Below are 19,878 nucleotides of genomic sequence, written 5' to 3'. Positions count from 1 at the left end.
CCACCCTGTCACCGCCGGAGGAGACGCCGATGTTCGAGGAGTTCATGGGCATCCCCGCCCACCCGCTGATCCTCCACGCCGCCGTCGTCTTCGTGCCGCTGCTGGCCCTGCTGGCGATCGGCTACGCGTTCATCCCGCCGATCCGTCCGCACACCCGCTGGGTGCTGGGGCTGCTCGCGCTCGGCGCGCCGGTCGCCGCGTTGTTCGCGAAGCTCTCCGGTGACGCCTTCTTCGCCCGCCTGCGCGGCGCCAACGCGGTCAGCCCCGACTTCATGCCGAAGCTGGAGGCCCATCAGCAGTTCGGCAACCTGACGCTCTACGCCACGGCCGGGCTGGCGGTCGTGGCGCTGGCGCTGGTGTGGTTCGTCGCACCGCGGGCCGCGACGAGCACCGCCGGTGGGGTCGGGTCCAGTCGGGCGTTGACCCTGTCGTTGCAGGTGCTGTCGCTGGTGGCCGGCGGGCTCGCTCTCTACTACGTGATCCGCACCGGCGACTCCGGCGCAAAGGCGGTCTGGACGGGGCAATAACCCAGGGGTCCGGCTTGCGCCGGCCCGCTGGTTCAGCGTTTGCTGGCCCGGTCGACACCCTTGTGCACCCGCATCGTGCGGTCGAGGAGTTCGCGCAGCGCGCTCTGGTCGACGTCGTCGAGGCGCTTGAGGTAGAGACACCCCTTGCCGGTCCTGTGCGAACCGAGCCGGGCGAGCACCGCGCCGTAGCGTTCCTCGAACCCACCCACCAGGTAGACGACGAGCTGCTGCTTGCGCGGCGAGAAGCCCACCAGCGGCGCGTCGCCCGAACGGCCGCTCTCGTAGGTGTAGTGGTAGCTGCCGAAGCCGACGATGCTCGGACCCCACATCGCCGCCGGCTCGCCGGTCACCTCGCCCATGATGGCGCGGAGCCGCTGCGCGTCGGCCCGGCGGCGGTCGTCGGCGACCGCGGCCAGGAAATCGTCGACGTTGACGTCGGTCGGGACCGTCACCGGCTGCTTCGAGGTGGCCACGACGTGATGCTCGCACGCGGGTACGACGAGAAGCCGAGCCCACGCCGAAGGTCGGTGACGGGCCCGTCACGGTAGGAGACGGGCGGTGAGTTTCAAGCGTGCGTGCGGGTCCACCTGGCCCCACGATCGGTCGGCAGTCGGCGGACGACCCGGCTGTTGATCTGGCCTGACCGGGCAGGATCACCCTCGCCGAACGGTGCGCCGCAGGCGCGTCGAATCCGTCAGGCGATGGAAAAACCGGCTTCGCGATCCCGGCGATCCACCCAGTCGCGCCGGGGCCGGCCGCATTCGGGCGCCGACGGCAGCGCCACAACGTGTGGAAGATTCACTGGTCGTCTGCCGCTCGGCCGTGCCGGCGCCCCTGGACGGAGGAACTGACCCCACCCGACCCCGCGACCTGGTCCACACCTGGCCTGGCGGCCCGGTCACGTACCGGCCCGCTCCTGCTCGCCGACGGCCGGCCGCCTCTGCATCCACCCCTCGCGCTTCCGAGACGGAGAACGACCATGCCTGGCGGCAGCCTGCCCTCGACGAGTCCGTGCCGATGACGCCGGTGACAGGGCCCCTGTGGCTGCTCGGCATCTGCGTCGCGCTCCTGCTCGTCCATCTGGTGGTGGAGCGCGCACGCCACCGCCGCCAGTTGGCGCAGCTGCCGACGCGGATCGTGGTCAACGGCATCCGAGGCAAGTCGTCGGTGACCCGACTCATCGCCGGCGCCCTGCGAGCGGACCAGCGGCGGACCGTGTTCGCCAAGACCACCGGCACCGCCGCCCGACTCATCTACCCGGGAGGTCGGGAGGTACCGATCCGCCGCGGCCGGGGTGGGGTCAACGTCATCGAGCAGATCGGTGTGGTCCGGCGGGCCGTGCACGCGGGTGCGGACACCCTGGTCGTGGAGTGCATGGCGGTCCTGCCTGAGCTGCAGCAGGTGAACCAGGAGCTGCTCATCGACGGCGGCATCGTCGTGATCAGCAACGTCCGGGAGGACCATCTGGACGAGATGGGCCCGACACTCGATGACGTGGCGCGCTCGCTGAGCCGCTCGATGCCCCACCGAGGCACCGTGGTGACCGCGGAGCGGGACCGGCTGCACATCCTGCGCGAGGAGGCCGACCGCCGCCAGTGCACCCTCATCGCCGTCGACCCGGACACGGTCACCGACGCGGAGATGCGCCGCTTCCGATGGATCACCTTCAAGGAGAACGTGGCGATCGCGCTGGCCGTCGCCGAGCTGTGCGGCGTGGACCGGGCCACCGCGCTGAAGGGGATGTGGCAGGCCGACCCCGACCCCGGCGTCCTGCGGGTGGACGCCTGCGCCCACAACGGGCGGCGGTTCGCCGCGGTCAACCTGTTCGCCGCCAACGACCCGGCCTCGACCCTGATGAACATCAACCTGCTCCGGGAGCGGAGGCTGATCGGCGACCGGGTCGCCGTGGTGATCAACTGCCGGCCCGACCGGATCGAGCGCAACGGCCAGATGGGCGGCATCATCCCGGAGATCAAGCCGACCCGGGTCTTCCTCATCGGCTCCCCCACCCGCAGCGCCCTGCACCTGATCCCGGACGAGTGGCGCGACCGGGTGGTCGATCTCGACGGTGAGCAGCGCAAGGGGGCCGAGCTGCGCGACGCCATCGTCGACAAGCTCGGTGCCGGCGAGACCGGCACCGCCCTGCTCATGATCGGCAACATCCACGGGCGCGGCGAGGAACTCCTGGAGGCGCTGCACTCCGTCACGGTCGCGGCCACCGCGGCGGCGCCGTTCGACGAGCTTTCGCTGACGCTGGAGCGCATCTACAAGCTGGACAGCGCGCGCAAGCCGGCGGCGGCGGAAAGCAGGGCTCCGGTCGACATGGACGCGACGGTCGTGCTGTCCCGCGCGGACCTGACCGCCACCGCCGTGCTCAACACCGCCCGGATCGCCGTTCTGCACGCCGACCGTCGCGGGGCCCGGCCATGAGCGAAGGAACCGTCATGCCCACGTTCGACCTGTCCTCCGAACTCAGCGCCGTGGTCATCGCCGCGGGGTTGCTGTTCGGGCTCGTCGGCTACCTCGTCACCAACGTCGCGCCGGCCGGGCTGATGGTGCCCGGCTGTCTGGTGCTCACCGCATTGCAGGACGCTCGCAGCCTCATCACCATCGTGGCGATCACCGCGGTCACGGTGGCCATCATGAAGGTGCTGCAGCGCGTCACGATCCTCTACGGCAAGCGGCTCTTCGCCGTGGCGGTGCTGGCCTCCTCCTTCATGTCGGTGACCTCGTTCGTGCTGCTGCACGTGCGCTTCCCGTACCTGTTCGGCGGGGACACGCTGTCGTTCATCATTCCCGGGCTGATGACCTATCAGCTGGTGCGCCCGCGAGCGTTGCAGACCCTCGCCGCCACGGGCGTGGTCAGCGCCGGCACCGCCGGTGCCGCCCTACTGATGATCTCGCTCTGATGCGCAGGCAACGGGTCATCCTCGCCGTCGTGGCGGTCGCGGTCGTGCTCGTCGCCGGCACGGTCGTCGTCAAGCTCTTCGACAGCGGCCCGGCGGGCACGCCCGGCTCCGGCTGGGCCGGGCCGACCCAGTCCGCCCGCGGCTACCGCAACGACGTCGAGCGCCTGACCCAGCAGTACGAGCTGGTCGAGCGGACCCGTCCGGAGCGCACCGAGGTACGCCGGCGCAGCGACCAGGCGGTGGTGGCCACCCTGACCGCCGGCGCCCGTACCGTCGTCGTCGCCGGACCGCCGCGCCAGTTCACCGAACCGTCCACCACGCCCGCGGTGATCGACTCGACGTCCTGGGTGCGGGTTGCTCCTCGGGCCTGGCAGGCGGAGCACGACCTGGACGAGAAGTTCGCCAGCTGGCTGCTCGAGCAGATCGAGGCGAAGAACCCACCGGTCGACGTGCTCGCCGCCGCCATGCAGTACCTGCCCGACGCACCCGACGGGGTCAACGACGACGGGGTCCGCTACATCGGTGACGCCGGATTCGGGTACGTGCACAGCGCCGACGAGCGCGACGGCGCCGACTTCTACGACTACCTCGAGATTCCGTGGAAGTTCAGCGACAGCGGCCGGGCGAAACCGTCCAAGCGGTGGGACCGTGACCTGGACTGCTCGGGCTATCTCAGGCTGATCTACGGCTACCGGTTCGGCATCCCGCTGTTCAACGCGCCGGTCAACACCACCGTCAACGGTCTGCCCCGCACCGCGTCGAGCATGGCCTCCTACGCCCGCTCGGTGCTCATCGCCGCCGGACGCAGCCCGAGCCGGGCGCCCACCAACCTTTCGGCGATGCAGCCCGGCGATCTGGTGTTCTTCGCGCTGCACGACGACCCGGGTCTCATCACCCACTCCGGGATCTACCTCGGCAAGGACCAGGACGGCGGCATGCGGTTCGTGTCCTCCCGCGGCACCGTCGACGGCCCCACCTTCGGCGACGTCCGGGGCGACGGTGTCGTCGACTCCGGCTACTTCGGCGAGCGGCTGCGCCGGGTCATCCGTCTCTAGGACTAGGAACGATCATGCGTGCTGTCCGCATCGTCCTCATCGTCGCGCTCGTACTCTCGCCCGGCATCGTCTTCGCGCTTCGCGGCGATGTTCTTCGCGACCGCCTGGCGACGACCGAAACCCGCCCGGCCGGCCAGACCGCCGCACCCGCCCCGTCGGGTGGGCCACGGCAGATCACCATCGCCGGATCCGGCGACATCCTGGTCCATCCGCCGACCTGGCAGCAGGCCCGGGCGGACGCGAAGCAGGCCAACCGGGACGGGTACGACTTCGACCCGATGTTCGCCGACATCCAGCCCGTCGTCTCGGCCGCTGACCTGGCCATCTGTCACATGGAAGGACCGATGGGTCCCGGCAGCCCGCAGGACTTCCCGCGGTTCCGCGCGCCCACCGACCTCGCCGCCGCTGTGAAGACCGCCGGCTACGACACCTGCTCGACGTCCAGCAACCATGCGCTGGACCAGGGTGAGAAGGGTGTCTACGACAACCTCGACGCGCTCGACGCGGCTGGCCTCGGCCACACCGGCACCTTCCGCAGCGCCGCCGCGCGGGCCCGGCCGACGATCTACAACGTGAACGGCGTCAAGGTCGGGCACCTGTCCTACGCCATGCACTTCAACGGGCTGAAGCCGCCGGCGGGCAAGGAGTGGATCGCCAACCGCATCGACGTGAAGGCGATCAAGGCTGCTGCCGCCGCGACCCGCAGGGCAGGTGCGCAGATCATCGTGCTCTCCGCCCACTGGGGCACCGAGCTTGTCCACGAACCCAGTGGCGAGCAGTTGTTCTGGGCGCGGCAGCTGATCGCCGACCCCAACATCGACCTGATCATCGGCCACCACGCCCATGTCGTGCAGCCCTTCGAGAAGGTCGGCGACAAGTGGATCGCGTACGGCGTCGGCAACACCCTGGCCCGGCACGACTTCCCGGTCGACGCCAACCGGGAGGGCGTCATCGCCATGTTCACCTTCACCGAGCAGCCGAACCACCGGTGGAAGATCACCCAGGTCCAGGCCACGCCCATCTGGCTGTCGTTGAAGCCCACCATCCGCGTCGTGGATCTCGCCGCCGCCATCGAGTCGATGCCGCGCCTCGACCGCCGACGCACGCATTACACGGCGGCCATCGACCGGATCACCAGCTATCTGGATCAACGGGGCGCGGTGGCGGCAGGGCTGCACATCGTCCGCTGATCCCCCACCGGTCGGCGCACCGGCGGCCGCCGACCGGTCCTGCCACGCCGGGCCCGGCGCGCTACGCCCCTAGGATGACGCCATGGCCGTCGACCTGTTCGCAGGAATCCCCGTCAGCGACTACCCGGCGGCGCTGGCCTGGTACGAGCGGCTGCTCGGCTCACCGCCGACGTTCGTGCCGAACGATACCGAGGCCGTGTGGGAGATCGCCGAGCACCGGTCGGTGTACATCGAACACCTGCCCGAGCACGCCGGCCACGCCATGCACACCCTCTTCATCGACGATTTCGACGACCGCCTGGCCGGCATCGCCGGGCGGGGTCTGGAGCCCGCGAAGCGGGAGACCTACTCGAACGGAGTCCGGAAGGCCACCTTCCGTGATCCCGACGGCAACGAGATCGGGTTCGGCGGCGGTCCGCTCTGATCGGCGCGGCGGCGGCCGTCCGGCTGCCGTGCCGGATCGCCACGCGCGCCGATCAGGTCGACTCGGCCCGCACCTGGTAGGAGACGGCGATGAGCCAACCGGAGATGATCACCGCTCCGACGGCGAAGCGAACGCTCGCGCTCTCCTCGCTCCACGGCAACGCGGTGAGCGCGAACGCGACGACGCCGCTCACGCCGCTGTAGGCGGCCCACCCGCGGCGGCCCTGGCCGGCGAAGCGCCGGGCGAAGATCAGACCGGCCGCGATCAGCGACAGGAACGCCGCGGCGCCGCAGACCACGTGCAGCATGCTGCCCGTGCTCGCCTGCTCGGGTAGCCCGTCCGGTGCGCCGGGCGGCCAGCCGTAGCCGGGGTCGGGGACGAAGAATCCGCCGCCGATCATCGCCACCCCGTAGACGCCGACCAGCACCGGGCCCACCGTGCCGGCCCGACCCGGGCGCAGCGCCTGACGCAGGCCAACCGCGAAGGCGATCGCCAGCAGGCCGGTGACCGCGAACGCCATGGTCTGCAGCCAGCCGAGCTCGCCGAGGGTGAGCGAGCTCAGAGCGTGCCGGCGCAGGTCGAACCCGGGACGGCTGAGGGCCTGCCCGAACGACAGGGCGGGAAAGACGACCCCGGCGATCGCGCCGCAGGTCAGGAGGTACCGGGTCCGGTCGCCCCGGGTCGACAGGGTCCGGTCGGAAGACGTGATGGAGGAGGTCATCGGCGCACCTTTCAGGACGGCTTTCGGGCTCTGCCGGAACGACGAACGAGGTCCGATCGGATCGACAGCGTCGGCGGAAAAAGTTTCCGGTAGTCCTGACGTGCGGGTTTAGCGGCGGCCCGGAGCGGTGAAGGTAGGGCGGCACTGTTCCTGAGGGGGGATCACCATGTCCGACGCCAGCCGTACGCCCGCCAGCGCCACAGACCGTCCCGACGAAGTGAGCGACCCACTGCTGTGGAAGCTCGCTCTTCAGGTGGCCGACGCCCACGAGCCGGACGGTGCGGACGGCTGCCGCAACCTGGCCTGCGCCGGCGAGCCCTGGCCGTGCCCGGCCTGGGACAACGCCCAACGCGCGCTGCACCTGGCACAGGGCGGCGCCACCGCCGGCGCGACGCCACCGGCCACGCAGGACTCCCCCACCGGCTGGCCCGGCGCCTCGGCGACGCCGGCGGCCCGCCGCGCCACGGCGAGCGCGCGACGCGAGTCGGGGGCAACCGCTTCGGCCGCCTGACCCCGCGCGCCCGGGACCGCCCGGGCGGCGAGGCGCAGACCGATCACCGATACCCCTGAGGCACCAATATGCCTCAGGGGTATCTCGCTCGCCGACACATCGCCGAAGCCGAGCCGGTGAGGCACCGATGTGGCGACATCAGCACGCAACCGGCTGGACACATTGACGGAGATCTAGGGGCTCGACTACCGTGCCGGACTGAGAGAGCGCTCTCTCACCGGACCTTCTCCCCCACTTCAGACGAACGTGTCGGAGCCGGCAATGCCGGTCTCCCGGCGCGCGATGGAGGCAGCATGAAACCTCCCGTCCCCCACCGCCGATGGGCCCTGGCCGTCACCACCACACTGGCCCTGGTCGTCAGCGGCCTCGCGATCGCCGTCACCCGTCCCGCCGAGGCCGCCCCCGTCGGCGCCGGCAGTTACACCACCACCCCGGTCGGCCCGCTGCCCACCGGCTGCGGCCAGATGACGACCAACCCCCGGCAGTTCGCCACCGCCAACGCGCCCGCCGGTGCGATACCCACCAACGACTGGTGGTCCTCGCTGCTCTGGAAGCGAACCGACTGCTCCTTCAGCGAGCCCCTGCACGCGCATCCGATCTCGTACGACACGTTCGGCGACGGCCTCGGATTCTCGGCCAACTCCACACCCGCGATCAGCGGCACCGCGACCGGCGTCGGGGAGTACCACTACCCGTACGTCCAGGACATCCGGGTCGGCGTTGCCGGGCTCGGCGCGCCTCAGGTCAGGGTGGACGGCTGGACCGACTGGACGGTCAGCCCGTACTGGAGCGACGGAGCGCGGACCATGCGCGCCACCATCGGCCACGGCCTGCCCTTCGCGTACTTCCAGACCAGCGGTGGCGACGCGGTGATCAACACGAGCGGCACCGCCGACGTCTGGTCCAACAGCGGCGCCACCGTCGGCTTCCGGGTCAACGGCCACGACTACGTCGCGTACGCCCCCAGCGGCGCCAGTTGGACGGTCAGCGCCGGGCGCATCTCCTCCACCCTGGCCGGCCGCGGTTACTTCTCCGTCGCCCTGCTACCGCCGACGACGACCACCGCGGAGCGCGCCGAACTGGCCACGACCTACGGCCGGTACGCGCACGCCCACGTCACCGGCACCCAGGTCTCGTACGCCTACGACCCGGCGACCAGCGGGCTCACCACCACGTACGCGTTCACCACGACGGCCCGGGAGGGCACCGCCACACAGACCGTGGTCAGCCTCTACCCGCACCAGTGGAAGTCGCTGTCCGGCTCCACCGCGATCACTCCGACCTACCCGTCGGCGCGGGGCCGGATGAGGGTGCTCACCGGCGTCAACCAGTTCCGCACCGCCATGAAGTTCCAGGGCGTCCTGCCGGAGCTTCCGGCCGTCGGCGACGGCAGCGGCGCCGACCTGGCGACGCTCAACGGCCACCTGGCCGCCGCGCGGGCGAACCCGATGGACCAGCGCGGCAACGACACGTACTGGACGGGCAAGGGACTCGGCCGGGCCGCCCGCCTCGCCGAGGTGGCCGACCTGGTCAACGACACCGCGACCCGGGACAGCGCGCTGAACGCGATCCGCAGCACGCTCACCGACTGGTTCACCGCGTCGACCGGCAAGACCTCGAAGCTCTTCTACTACGACAACAACTGGGGCACCCTGATCGGCTACCCGGCGTCGTACGGCTCCGACCAGGAACTCAACGACCACCACTTCCACTACGGCTACTTCATCGCCGCCGCCGCGACGCTGGCCAAGTTCGACCCGGCGTGGGCCGCCACCAGCCGCTACGGCGGCATGGTGGACCTGCTGATCCGCGACGCCAACAACTACCGCCGCGACGACACCCGCTTCCCCTACCTGCGCGACTTCGACATCTACGCTGGCCACGACTGGGCGTCCGGGCACGGCTCGTTCGGCTCCGGCAACAACCAGGAGTCCTCGTCGGAGGGGATGAACTTCGCCAACGCCCTGATCCAGTGGGGCCAGGTGACCGGCAACGCCGCCGTGCGGGACGCCGGCATCTTCCTCTACACCACCCAGGCCGCGGCGATCCAGGAGTACTGGTTCGACGCCAGCGACCAGAACTTCCCCGCCGCCTTCGGGCACTCGACGGTCGGCATGGTCTGGGGCGACGGCGGCGCTTACGCCACCTGGTTCAGCGGCGAACCGGAGATGATCCAGGGCATCAACCTGCTGCCGGTCACCGGTGGACACCTCTACCTGGGCAACAACCCGGCGTACGTACGGACCAACTACGCCGAACTGGTCCGCAACAACGGCGGGCCACCGACGGTGTGGCAGGACATCCTGTGGCAGTTCCAGGCCCTCGGCGACGGAGCCGCGGCGCTGGCGAACCTGCGCGCGAACCCCGGATACACCCCCGAGGAGGGAGAGAGCCGGGCACACACCTTCCACTGGATCCGCAACCTCGCGGCGCTGGGCACCGTCGACACCACGGTGACCGCCAACCATCCGCTGACCGCGGTCTTCTCCCGCAACGGGGCGCGCACTTACGTCGCGTCGAACCCGACCGCGAGCCCGGTCACGGTGACGTTCTCCAACGGCACGACGCTCGCGGTGCCGGCCGGACGGACGGCCACCACCGGGGCGTACACCTGGAGCGGCGGAAGCGCGACGGGCGGCACACCTCCCGGCACCGACCCGCCGCCGACCGACCCGCCGCCTTCGGGCTCGCCGACGCGGTACCTGCTGCCCGGTGGTGGGCTGGGCGCCGCCGGCGGCGCGGCCACGACGACGGTCGCGGCGGCCAACGGAAACCACGACGGTACGCCGACCAACCCGCAGGTCTTCACGGCGACCGGCCTCAACCTCGCCTACGCCGGCGGGCAGACAGCGTTCGACCTGTTCGTGGACGCCGGCACGGCGGTCGGCAACGGTGTGCAGGTGCGGGTCTCCTACGACCTGACCGGCAACGGCAGTTGGGAACGGGTGGAGACTCTGCGCTACTTCGCCACCGATCCGGTCCCCGGCTACGAGCACTACACGCAGAGCGCGGGCCTGGCGTCGGCCACCGGCACGTTGGGCGCGCTCAGCAACGGCACCGTCCGGGTGGAGGTCTGGTCGGCGATCGGCAACAACCCCAGCACCCTTGGCATCGGCAACCAGTCGGTGCTTCGCCTTCCGTACTCCTGATCAACCCCGCCCACGCCGCCGCCGGTCGAGGTTCGACCGGCGGCGGCTGGCACCGGGTCACGGTTGACCGCCGCCGGCCACCGCAGCGCTCCGCAGTCAGACAGTGACTACTGCTCGGCGATGAGACTGGGCAGTTTGCGCATGTCGTCAAAGACAACGGTGTCGGGGCCTTCGAGCTGCTCGGCCCGGGTCAGTCCGCCGGCATAGCCGAAGGCCCGCATCCCGGCAGCGCGCGCTGCCTGCACACCAGGCCGGCTGTCTTCGACGACCACACACGCGGCGGGGTCGACACCCATCCGCCGCGCGGCATGCAGAAACAGATCGGGAGCCGGCTTGCCGTGCGAAACCTCGCTGGCGCTGAAGATGCGGTCCGCGAAACGTTCGTAGAGGCCGGTGCGGCCGAGGGTGTGGCGCATCTTCTCGTGCGAGCCACTGGAGGCGACGCAGGTCGGCAGGACGATCGCGTCGAGCGCTTCGGGCAGCCCTTCGACGGGCGCCAGTGCGGCGTCCACCGCCTCCCGGTGGAGCTGCTCAAACCGCTCCGACCAACTGCCCGCCACCTCCTGGCCCAGCTGCGCGGCGATCTGATCACGGATGGAGGCGGGAGCGCCCGATGAACCGGTCGACGACCTCGACCTCGGTCAGCGGCCAGCCAAGCTCCGCTCCCAGGGCGACCTGGACACGCACGGCGATGCGTTCGCTGTCGACCAGTACCCCGTCGCAATCAAAGATCACCAGTTCAATCGGCTTGAACACCAGCGCAGCATAGGGTGCAGGATGGCTACATGAACACTCCCGTTGACCTCGCCGAAGCCCTGTCGAGCTTTGACGAGCCATGGTCACCTCGCACCGTTGCCCTGCTGAACGACTACGACGTGAGGGTGGTCAAGACCAGAGGTGAGTTCACCCGGCACAGCCATCCAGACACGGACGAGTTCTTCCTCGTCCTGCGCGGATCACTGACCATCCGGATGGACTCCGGCGACGTGACCCTCGGGCCCGGGCAGATGTATGTGGTCCCGCGCGGAGTGCCGCACCAGCCGGTCTCCGTCGACGGAGCCGACGTCGTGCTGATCGAGCCGAGCGAGACCGTCAACACCGGTGACACCCCCAGCGAGCTGACCGCCGAGCGCCGAACGCTCTAGCGCGTTCACCCCGGGCCCTCCCCCGCGTCAGTCGTACGCCCGGATCGGGTCGTCCTCGGAGACGCCGTTGAGCTGCTGCCGCCCGGAGACACCGGCGGCGGGAGCGCCCGTACCGCCGCCCACGGGTCAGGCATGACGGGCGTATCGAGCCGCGGTCGGAATATGGCGTGCACGCCGGCGGCTCGGCCCTCTACGGTACGCGCCGTGACCCTCGACATCGCGAGCCTGGCGGACCGCCCGGATCTCGCCCCGCTGCTCGACGACGACTTCGACGGGGCGTGGCCGCCGTTCATGCTCTGGGACCCGATGGGTGCGGTGTACTACAACGTCGCCCACGACCTGTACCCCGAGTTCGTCTTCGCCGCCGTCGACTCCGACGAGCCGGGACGCGCCGTCGCCCGGGCGTACGCCGTGCCGTTTCGTTGGACGGAGTCGGAGCTGCCCGACGGCGGCTGGGACCGGGTGATCCAGCGGGCCACCATCGACCGGCTGAGCGGGGCCGAGCTGAACATCGTCTCGGCGCTGGAGATCTGCATCCGACCCGATCGGCGCGGGGGCGGCCTCTCCGCGCTGATGCTCACCGCGATGCGGCAGGCCGTCGCCAAGCTGGGCTACGACACGCTGGTCGCCCCGGTCCGGCCGAGCGGCAAGCACAGCCAGCCGGACCTGCCGATGACCGAGTACGCGACGCAGGTCCGCGCGGACGGCCTGCCGGTCGACCCGTGGCTGCGGGTACATGTCCGGGCGGGTGGGCGCATCGAGCGGATCGCGCCGCGGTCGATGATGATCAGCGGAACGCTCGCCGACTGGCGGCGCTGGACCGGTCTGCCGTTCGACACCAGCGGGCCGGTCCACGTGCCGGGCGCCCTGGTGCCGGTGCACTGCGATGTGGCGCACGACCACGCCGTCTACGTCGAGCCGAATGTCTGGGTGCGGCACCCGCTGCAGTGCCACCGGGCCGCCGACCCTCCCGTACGGGATCGCCGAATCTATTGACAGTCGATAGGTTGCGAGCGAGACTCGATACGTGGCTCGGCCTCTTGAAGGAGACCCGATGAAGTACATCCTCGGCATCGTCACCCTCCTCGGCGTCGCGCTCGGCGTCGCCGCTGTCGTGTACGGGGGTGCCGACGACTCACCGGGCCTCCAGCTCCTGGGCGCGGCGCTCGTCGTCGGCGCGATCGTGTTCGGGGTGCGGACCGCTCGACGCGGCAGGTAGCCGTCGCACGAGGTTGAGGACGTCACCGTGCTGTTTCTCGTGCTGCTCGTCGCCTCCCTGGGCGGAGCCGCCACCGCGGCGGTCCTCGCCGTTTGTGGGCTCGTCGCGGTGTTCCGAAGGAACGCGCGCTCCCGGCCGGGTTGGCTGCGAGCGGCGGCGCTCCTCGCCGGTGCGGGCGCCGTTGCCGCGTACGCGTGGGGGATGCTTCACGTCGGCTTCGCGGTGATGCAGGCGGAGGACGGCGGCGCCGGCGCCTTTCCGATCGCACCGTGCCGGGAAGCCGGGCCGAGGCTGGCGAGCCAGGTCGACGGGTACGACGTCAGCTTCCTACCCATCCGTTTCGAGTGCCATCTCGACAGTGGCGGCACGTACGTCACATCGTCCGTGCCCGGCTACGTCAACCCGACCGCGGCCGGCCTGGCGCTGATCACCGCCGCCTGCGCAGTCCTCGCCGCCGCGACCGCACGGCGCACCCGAGCACCGGCCGGGTAGCAACCCTGCTCGCTCCTCCCCCGCGCCCTGGCAAGGGAGGAGCCGACGGGAGAACTCCGTGCTCGTGGCTAGCGGGCGGACTTCATCCAGTCCTGGTAGTGCGTCGGGGCCAGGTGTGCGTCCGGGCCGGCGATGAGCACGTCGCCGGAGACGGCCGCGAACATGCCGGCGCTGTCGTCGGTGACGACGGTGCGGTTGTCCTGCTGCGCCGCCAGGGTGAGCCTTCCGAGGTCGTCGAGGGCGTAGACGTCCGGGCCGGCGACGTTACGGATGCCGCCCAGCGGCGCGCCGGTGGCGACGTCGACGACCGCGGCGGCGACGTCGGCGGCGGCCATCGGCTGGACCGGGGTGGCGGGCAGGCGGACGGTGGTCTCGTCCGAGGTCCAGGACATGATCGCGTTGACGAACTCGAAGAACTGGGTGGCACGCACGATCGAGTACGGCGTGGGGCCCTGCCGGAGCAGTTCCTCCTGGAGGGCCTTGGCCCGGTAGTAGTCGAGCAGGGGCACCTGATCCACACCCACGATCGAGAGGATCACCTGGTGCCCGACCCCGGCACGCTCCCCGGCCGCCAGCAGGTTGCCCATGGTGGTCCGGAAGAAGTCCAGGGACGCCTCGTCGAAGGTCGGCGAGTTCGCCACATTGACCACGACCTGGGCGCCCTCCAGCGCCTGGTCCAGGCCGTCGCCGGTGAGCAGGTCGACGCCGGTCGACGGCGCCGCAGGGACCGCCTCGTGCCCGGCCGCGGTCAGCCGCTGGACCACCTGCGAGCCGATCAGGCCGGTACCGCCGATGACTGTGAACTTCATGACTCCCACCTTCCTACAACGTGCCGCCGAGGCACGCCGACTTCGTCGAGGACGGATGGCTCCGAACTCGGACACTTCTTGTCCGAGACAATAGTCGGATAGTCTGTGTCCGAGTCAAGGCGGGGGGTCGGATGAAGCTGTCAGGCGGGGTCGAGTGGGCACTGCACTGCTGCGTGGTGCTGACCACGGCGACGCAACCCGTGCCGGCTGCCCGGCTCGCCGAACTGCACGACGTCTCGGCCAGCTACCTGGCCAAGCAGCTACAGGCACTCTCCCGCGCCGGCCTGGTGACCTCCGTGCAGGGCAAGGCGGGCGGATACGTCCTGACCAGGGCGCCCGAGCTGATCACCATCCTCGACGTGGTCGCCGCCGTCGACGGCGCCCAGCCCGCGTTCGTGTGCACCGAGATCCGCCAGCGCGGCCCCCTGGGAGCAGCGCAGGAGGTTTGCACGCGGCCCTGTCCCATTGCCCGCGCGATGGCCGGCGCCGAGGCCGCCTGGCGAGCCGCCCTGCAGGCGGTCTCGATCGCGGACCTCGCCGCCGGTGTCGACGAGGACTACGGCCCTACCGCGCTCGCCGGCATCCGCGGCTGGCTCAGCGGACCGAGCGACAGCGACACCGCAGCTGCCGAGCGCAGGTAGACGCGCAAGCGCGTCATTCCTCCTGGAGTTGAGGGCCCAGTCGCATCCAACGGCTGGCGGTCAGCGAGGCACCCGCACCTGACGCGAGGTCCGCGCGCCCCTTCTCTCCGAACTCTGCTAATCCTCGAAGTCGAACTCGAACGTGCCCGCCTCGATTCGGTCGACGAGTTGGCTCACATCGTCGGCTTGCCGGATGGCGCTGTCCCATCCGCTGCTCGTGATGTCGACCAGCAGCACCGGTGCGGGGTCGCTGCGCAGGTCGAGCACGAGCTGTTCACGGGAGCCGTCACCGCCGATGATCGCGATGCCGGGGTGTGCGTCGGTGGCTTCGTCCCATGCGTCATGCAGCTCCAGCATCTCGCGTGGCGAATTGAGCCAGACGTAGGCTCCGCTGGTCATCCAGCCTCGCCGGAACCGCGACTCACCCTGCAGATAGGTGCGCCACGCGGCCGGCAGAGCTCGGCCCAGGGCCTTGTCGGCGTCCGTGAACTCCTGGTCGTTCACCGGGCCGCGGTACTCGGCTTCCTCGATGATCGCGCCGACGATGTGGGCGTTGAGGTCGGCAAGCTCCTCGGCGGGGATCCAGTACTCCAGCACGTCCCGGCCACCGGCCTGATGGACCTCGTAACGGTCCAGGTGTGAACGCTGGACGTCGAACCGGGTTACGTAGCCGACACCCTCGGCGGGGACGTTCCAGTCGCGGGCGATCTTCGTGGCGTACCAGCGGTTCAGTACGGGGTAGAAGATCGGCTGGTCCGGCAGGCGTGGTGGCCAAGCCCGCCACCCCGACGCCGCCACGAGGTCGAGTTCGGCCTGCCCGGTGGGCCGCCACAGGGTGATCGTGTCGGAGTTGTCGATGGTCTGCTCCCCGCCAATCGTCATGGTCCTGCGGTCGTGGCGAGCCACGCGTCCAACATTCTGGTCGCATCGGAACCGAACGCTCCGCGCGGGTTAATCGGCGCGGTCGACGGTGAGTTCGCTGTGGGCCGGGCCTCAAGCGCCAAGGGCACCGAAGAAATTTTCATCCGTGCCGGCATCCTGGGCAGACCTACTACTGGTAGTGCGCGGTCCGGGCTGTCCGGACCGTCGGCACCGGGGCGATGATGCGGTATGGCGTTGTCGACGGAGTTCACGGAGTTGTTCGGCGTGCGGCATCCGATCGCGCTGGCGCCGATGGGCGGGTCGGCCGGCGGCGCGCTGGCCGCGGCCGTCTCTCGGGGCGGTGGGCTCGGGATGCTGGGCGCCGCGGACGGGGACCGGGAGTGGCTGGATCGCGAACTCCCGATCGTCGCGTCGGGCACCGACCAACCGTGGGGCGTCGGTTTCCTGACCTGGGCGATCGATGTCGGCGCGGTCGAGCGTGCCCTGGAGTACGGACCCAGAGCGGTCATGTTCTCCTTCGGCGACCCGAGCCCGTTCGTGGCACCTGTCCGTCAGGCCGGGGCGGTCCTGATCGTTCAGGTCACGGACCTGGAGGAGGCGAGGCAGGCCGTGGACCTGGGCGCCGACGTCATCGTGGCGCAGGGCACCGAAGCCGGTGGCCACGGGGCCCGACGCGGGCGGTCCACGTTGCCGTTCGTACCCGTCGTGGTGGATCTCGCGGCGCCGACGCCGGTGCTGGCGGCCGGTGGCATCGCCGACGGTCGCGGCGTGGCCGCCGCCCTGGCGCTGGGCGCGAGCGGAGCGTTGATCGGCACCCGATTCCAGGCAACCGTCGAGGCTCTGGTCGACCCCGCGATCAGCAAGGCGATCGTCGAAGGACGAGGGCAGGACACCGAGCGCAGCAGCGTGCTGGACATCGTCCGCGGCTCCCGGTGGCAGTCGAAGTACACCGCCCGCACCCTCGGCCACCCCTACCTCGACCGGTGGCGCGGCCGCGAGGCCGAGTTGGCCGGCGACCCGCAGGCGAGCCGGGATTACCAGGACGACCTGGCGCGGAGCGTCATACCGCCGCTGCCGGTCTGGGCCGGGGAGGCCGTCGACCTCATCACCGACCTGCCGTCCGCGGCCGACCTCGTCACCACTCTGGCCGCCCAGGCGGAGGAGGCCCTGTCCAGGGCCGGAAGGCGCTGACGGGGGCGGCCTCGACGCCCCGGATGCCCAGCGACGCGGCATGGCGGGGCTGCCTCAAGGAATGCTCAAATCCCGCCGGCCCGTCCCATCAATGTCATGAATGCACATACGCTCACCGCACCCAGCCCGCTCACGGCTCCCCCGATCCTTTCCGCGGCGACCACTGTGGTGCCCAGGCTCAGGTGGGCGGGCTCAGCACGGCAGTCCTGAGTGGACCGGTCCCATCCCCGCACGGACCGGCCACCACGTCAACCACACGCCGCAAGCAGAAGGAGGGGGAATGCGACGCAGACAACTGCGCATCGCGCTTCTCGCAGTGTCCGCCCTGGCGGGCAGCGTCCTCGTGGCGACCGCGCCCGCGGGCGCGGAGCCCGCGGGGTCGACAGCCAAGGCGGGTTCGGGGCGATCCGCCCTTGAGGACCAGGAGCAGGTACGGCTCGTCCGCATCCACCTGGCCGGCGCCGACCTGCTGGACAAGGTGGCCGCCGCCGGCTTCGACCTGGAGCACGGCCTGAAGCGCGTGCCGACCGGCATCGAAGGTGAGGCGGTGGTGACCGCCGCCCAGCTCACCGAACTCGAGGCAATGGGCGTCGACATCCTCGGCGACGACGAGGGCTTCGCCTGGAACGAGGAGGCCGACGGCGGATTCCAGTCCCGGCGCACGCAGACGGTCCAGCCGCTGAGCCACGAGAAGACCGTACGGGTCGTCCGCGCCGACTGGTTCACCACGAAGGGCCAGGGCTTCCTCTACGTGGAGGCACGGACCACCGAAGGGCAGCAGGCGGACCCGGTCGTCGAGATGCAGCTCGAGAACGACTCGGGCCGCGGCACCTCGTTCGGCTTCGCCCGGACGATGAGCCGGTTCGTCGACTCCGGGCAGTACATGTTCCACCGGAACCTGTTCAAGCTCGACGCGCGACCGAACCAGATCCGGGTCACTAGTTCGACCGGCGGCGTCGCCACCGGCGACGTCTCCAACTGGCTCGAGGACGGCGCGCCGCCACTGACGGCCGACCCGGCCTACAAGTGGGACTTCGTCGACGGCTACCGGCATCCGCAGCAGCTCTACAGCCGCGCCGAGGAGATCGCCCGCCAGTACCCGGACATCGCCGAAATCGTCTACCTGCCGAACCAGACGAACGGCTACCAGCGCAACGCGCAGGCCACCATCGGCGGCACCGGGCAGGCCGCCGTCGTCGTCAGCTCGGCGGCGTGGGGCCACGAGGGTGGCAACGACATCACCGTCGAGTTCGTGGACCGGCCGGGCGCGGACCTTCCTCTCTCGGTCGAGGTGGCGGGCAAGGCGGTCCGGGTTCTGCTCGCGAAGGACGCCTCCGGTGGGCTCGCCAGCACGGCCGCCCAGGTGGCGGCGGCGCTGGAGAGCCAGTCCCAGGGTCTGATCGGCCGGGCGCACCCGTACCGCACGAACGCGGGCACCGGCGTCGTCGTACCGACGTCCGGCCCGGTGGCGCTGACCGACTTCCTCGACCAGAAGCGCGCCGGCGCTCCGGAGGGCGAGGTGCCGCGTGGCCCGGCCACCATTCCCGTGCTGCGGATCGGCAAGCACCGCGACGGCAGCAAGCCCGGCGTGCTGATCCAGGCGCAGGACCACGCCCGCGAGTGGGTGCCGGCGACGACCAGCCTGGAGTCGGCCGAGCGTCTGGTGCACAACTACCGGTCGGACCGGGAGACGAAGGAGATCGTCAACAACACCGACGTCTTCTTCATCCTCTCCAACAACCCCGACGGGGCGAACTACAGCTTCTACAACTTCGCCTCGCAGCGCCGGAACATGACGAACCACTGCCCGGACGAGAACGCCGATCCGGCGCGGCGCAACTCCTGGGGCGTCGACCTGAACCGGAACTACCGGGTCGGGTCGGGCCATGACGGCTACGCGGGCGCGTCGACCAGCTGCGTCAGCGACACCTACCAGGGACCGGCGGAGCTGTCGGAGCCTGAGTCGAAGAACATCATCTGGCTGGTCGAGAAGTACTCGAACATCAAGTTCATGATGTCGGTGCACTCCAACGGCGGCCAGCTCTTCTGGCAGCCCGGCGCCTACATCGCGGACGGGCGGATCACCACGCCGCGCCCGCCGTTGGGTGACGAGGCGTTCTACTGGCAGTCGGCCGCCCGGATCCTGTCGCAGGTCAAGGCGCACCGGGAGACCGTTGTCACGCCGGAGAACGTGGGCGGCTCGTCGGACGTCCTCTACTCGTCGGCGGGCAACGTACGCGAGGACCTGTACCACACGTACGGGATCTACGCCTTCGGCTGGGAGGTCGGCGGCTCGGTCTACAACCCGGCCACCGGCAACTGGCAGGGCGGCTCGTTCCAGCCGGCGTGGGTCGGGGATCCGAACCTCGTCAGCGGCCACGCCGAGACGATGGAGTACGCCAACGGCATCATGGAGATGTTCCGGGTCGCGGCGGACTGGGGCAGGGACAAGAAGGACCCGAAGTCCTCGCTCGTCCCCGGTGGCGGGAAATACTCCGCGCCCGTCGACGTGCGCTTCGAGACGAGCGAGCCGGCGACCATCTACTACACGACGGACGGCAGCCGGCCCACGCTCGAGTCGCCCCGCTACGCGGCGACCGAGTTCCGTGAGCCGGGTCAGGTGTTCCACGTGACCGAGACAACGACGTTCCACTGGTTCTCGGTCGACAGCGCCGGCAACATCGAGCAGAACTACGACCCGACGAAGAACGACAAGCGCAACAACTACCGCAAGGCGACGATCACCATCAAGCGGTAGTCGCGCGCCACGCCGCTGATCATTGCCTCGTCGGTCGGGTTCCGCCCGCACTGACGAGGCAATGATCGCGGATGCCCCACTGACACCCTCGCCCTCTTACTTTCGGCGGAGGCAGCCGTCGCCGGATCGGACTTTCGCGAGATCCGAGCGCGTCGGCGGAGGGGGGGGGGGGGGCCCCCGCCCCCCCCCCGGGGGGGGGGGGGGGGGGGGGGCCCCCCCCGGGGGGGGGGGGGGGGCGGGGGGGGGGCGCGGGGG

18 protein-coding genes and 2 pseudogenes are annotated in these 19,878 nt (G+C 70.5%); 15 read left to right on the top strand and 5 right to left on the bottom strand.

Annotated elements, in window-relative coordinates; all coding sequences use genetic code 11:
• The first annotated feature begins 29 nt into the window (after positions 1-29).
• On the top strand, positions 30-527 hold the full coding sequence (locus ACIBBA_RS23290; RefSeq protein WP_396700071.1) for a DUF2231 domain-containing protein: 498 nt from the start codon (positions 30-32) through the stop codon (positions 525-527).
• 32 nt (positions 528-559) lie between these two features.
• On the opposite strand, the gene ACIBBA_RS23285 is transcribed toward ACIBBA_RS23290, so the two are convergent.
• Positions 560-1,000 carry a DUF1801 domain-containing protein gene (locus ACIBBA_RS23285; RefSeq protein ID WP_396700070.1) on the bottom strand — a complete coding sequence of 147 codons (441 nt, stop codon included), beginning with the start codon at positions 998-1,000 and terminating at the stop codon, positions 560-562.
• A gap of 553 nt (positions 1,001-1,553) precedes the next feature.
• Between ACIBBA_RS23285 and pgsB the strand changes: the two genes are divergently transcribed.
• The 5 genes from pgsB (at position 1,554) to ACIBBA_RS23260 (ending at position 6,105) form a co-directional block, all read left to right on the top strand.
• Positions 1,554-2,957 carry a poly-gamma-glutamate synthase PgsB gene (pgsB, locus tag ACIBBA_RS23280; protein ID WP_396700069.1) on the top strand — a complete coding sequence of 468 codons (1,404 nt, stop codon included), beginning with the start codon at positions 1,554-1,556 and terminating at the stop codon, positions 2,955-2,957.
• Between the two features lie 14 nt (positions 2,958-2,971).
• Positions 2,972-3,436 (top strand): poly-gamma-glutamate biosynthesis protein PgsC/CapC, encoded by a 465-nt coding sequence (locus ACIBBA_RS23275; protein WP_396700068.1) that lies wholly within the window; start codon positions 2,972-2,974, stop codon positions 3,434-3,436.
• Positions 3,436-4,491 carry an NlpC/P60 family protein gene (locus tag ACIBBA_RS23270; RefSeq protein WP_396700067.1) on the top strand — a complete coding sequence of 352 codons (1,056 nt, stop codon included), beginning with the start codon at positions 3,436-3,438 and terminating at the stop codon, positions 4,489-4,491. The genes ACIBBA_RS23275 and ACIBBA_RS23270 overlap by 1 nt, the downstream gene beginning before the upstream one ends.
• Positions 4,492-4,505: 14 nt before the next feature.
• On the top strand, positions 4,506-5,681 hold the full coding sequence (locus tag ACIBBA_RS23265) for a CapA family protein (protein ID WP_396700066.1): 1,176 nt from the start codon (positions 4,506-4,508) through the stop codon (positions 5,679-5,681).
• Positions 5,682-5,763: 82 nt separating this feature from the next.
• Positions 5,764-6,105: a VOC family protein gene (locus tag ACIBBA_RS23260; protein ID WP_396700065.1), complete on the top strand. Its 342-nt coding sequence runs from the start codon at positions 5,764-5,766 to the stop codon at positions 6,103-6,105.
• Positions 6,106-6,157: 52 nt separating this feature from the next.
• Here ACIBBA_RS23260 and ACIBBA_RS23255 read toward each other — a convergent pair whose 3' ends face one another.
• The gene (locus ACIBBA_RS23255; protein WP_396700064.1) at positions 6,158-6,826 is read right to left on the bottom strand and encodes a DUF998 domain-containing protein; all 669 of its coding nucleotides are present in this window, start codon (positions 6,824-6,826) and stop codon (positions 6,158-6,160) included.
• A 217-nt stretch (positions 6,827-7,043) separates the two neighbouring features.
• Here ACIBBA_RS23255 and ACIBBA_RS23250 point away from each other — a divergent pair, with 217 nt between their 5' ends.
• Positions 7,044-7,337 (top strand): hypothetical protein, encoded by a 294-nt coding sequence (locus tag ACIBBA_RS23250; protein WP_396700063.1) that lies wholly within the window; start codon positions 7,044-7,046, stop codon positions 7,335-7,337.
• Between the two features lie 293 nt (positions 7,338-7,630).
• Entirely contained in the window at positions 7,631-10,486 is a 2,856-nt protein-coding gene (locus ACIBBA_RS23245) for a glycosyl hydrolase (RefSeq protein WP_396700062.1), read from the top strand.
• A 107-nt stretch (positions 10,487-10,593) separates the two neighbouring features.
• Here ACIBBA_RS23245 and ACIBBA_RS23240 read toward each other — a convergent pair.
• Positions 10,594-11,242, bottom strand: a pseudogene (locus ACIBBA_RS23240) (HAD family hydrolase).
• A gap of 29 nt (positions 11,243-11,271) precedes the next feature.
• Between ACIBBA_RS23240 and ACIBBA_RS23235 the strand changes: the two are divergent.
• The 4 genes from ACIBBA_RS23235 (at position 11,272) to ACIBBA_RS23220 (ending at position 13,342) form a co-directional block, all read left to right on the top strand.
• Positions 11,272-11,631: a cupin domain-containing protein gene (locus ACIBBA_RS23235; RefSeq protein WP_396700061.1), complete on the top strand. Its 360-nt coding sequence runs from the start codon at positions 11,272-11,274 to the stop codon at positions 11,629-11,631.
• A gap of 204 nt (positions 11,632-11,835) precedes the next feature.
• Entirely contained in the window at positions 11,836-12,627 is a 792-nt protein-coding gene (locus ACIBBA_RS23230) for an N-acetyltransferase (RefSeq protein WP_396700059.1), read from the top strand.
• Positions 12,628-12,685: 58 nt separating this feature from the next.
• Positions 12,686-12,850: a hypothetical protein gene (locus tag ACIBBA_RS23225; RefSeq protein ID WP_396700058.1), complete on the top strand. Its 165-nt coding sequence runs from the start codon at positions 12,686-12,688 to the stop codon at positions 12,848-12,850.
• Positions 12,851-12,877: 27 nt separating this feature from the next.
• On the top strand, positions 12,878-13,342 hold the full coding sequence (locus ACIBBA_RS23220; protein ID WP_396700057.1) for a hypothetical protein: 465 nt from the start codon (positions 12,878-12,880) through the stop codon (positions 13,340-13,342).
• A 68-nt stretch (positions 13,343-13,410) separates the two neighbouring features.
• Here the strand turns inward: ACIBBA_RS23220 and ACIBBA_RS23215 are convergent, their stop codons facing one another.
• Positions 13,411-14,151 carry an SDR family oxidoreductase gene (locus ACIBBA_RS23215; RefSeq protein WP_396700056.1) on the bottom strand — a complete coding sequence of 247 codons (741 nt, stop codon included), beginning with the start codon at positions 14,149-14,151 and terminating at the stop codon, positions 13,411-13,413.
• A 131-nt stretch (positions 14,152-14,282) separates the two neighbouring features.
• On the opposite strand from ACIBBA_RS23215, the gene ACIBBA_RS23210 reads away from it, so the two are divergent.
• Positions 14,283-14,792, top strand: coding sequence for an RrF2 family transcriptional regulator (locus ACIBBA_RS23210; RefSeq protein WP_396700055.1), 510 nt, complete (start codon positions 14,283-14,285; stop codon positions 14,790-14,792).
• Between the two features lie 510 nt (positions 14,793-15,302).
• Here the strand turns inward: ACIBBA_RS23210 and ACIBBA_RS23205 are convergent.
• A pseudogene (locus ACIBBA_RS23205) lies at positions 15,303-15,674 on the bottom strand (ADP-ribosylation/crystallin J1); the annotation flags it as partial.
• 228 nt (positions 15,675-15,902) lie between these two features.
• Here ACIBBA_RS23205 and ACIBBA_RS23200 point away from each other — a divergent pair.
• Entirely contained in the window at positions 15,903-16,865 is a 963-nt protein-coding gene (locus ACIBBA_RS23200; RefSeq protein WP_396700054.1) for an NAD(P)H-dependent flavin oxidoreductase, read from the top strand.
• A gap of 280 nt (positions 16,866-17,145) precedes the next feature.
• A complete protein-coding gene (locus ACIBBA_RS23195; RefSeq protein WP_396700053.1) occupies positions 17,146-19,623 on the top strand; it encodes a M14 family metallopeptidase in 2,478 nt (825 codons plus the stop codon).
• Positions 19,624-19,878 lie beyond the last annotated feature (255 nt).

Origin of the sequence: Micromonospora sp. NPDC051006, assembly GCF_044456245.1 — a bacterium.
Classification (GTDB): domain Bacteria; phylum Actinomycetota; class Actinomycetes; order Mycobacteriales; family Micromonosporaceae; genus Micromonospora.
Note: the sequence above shows the minus strand (reverse complement) of the source record. Positions and strands in the feature narration are given on the sequence as shown.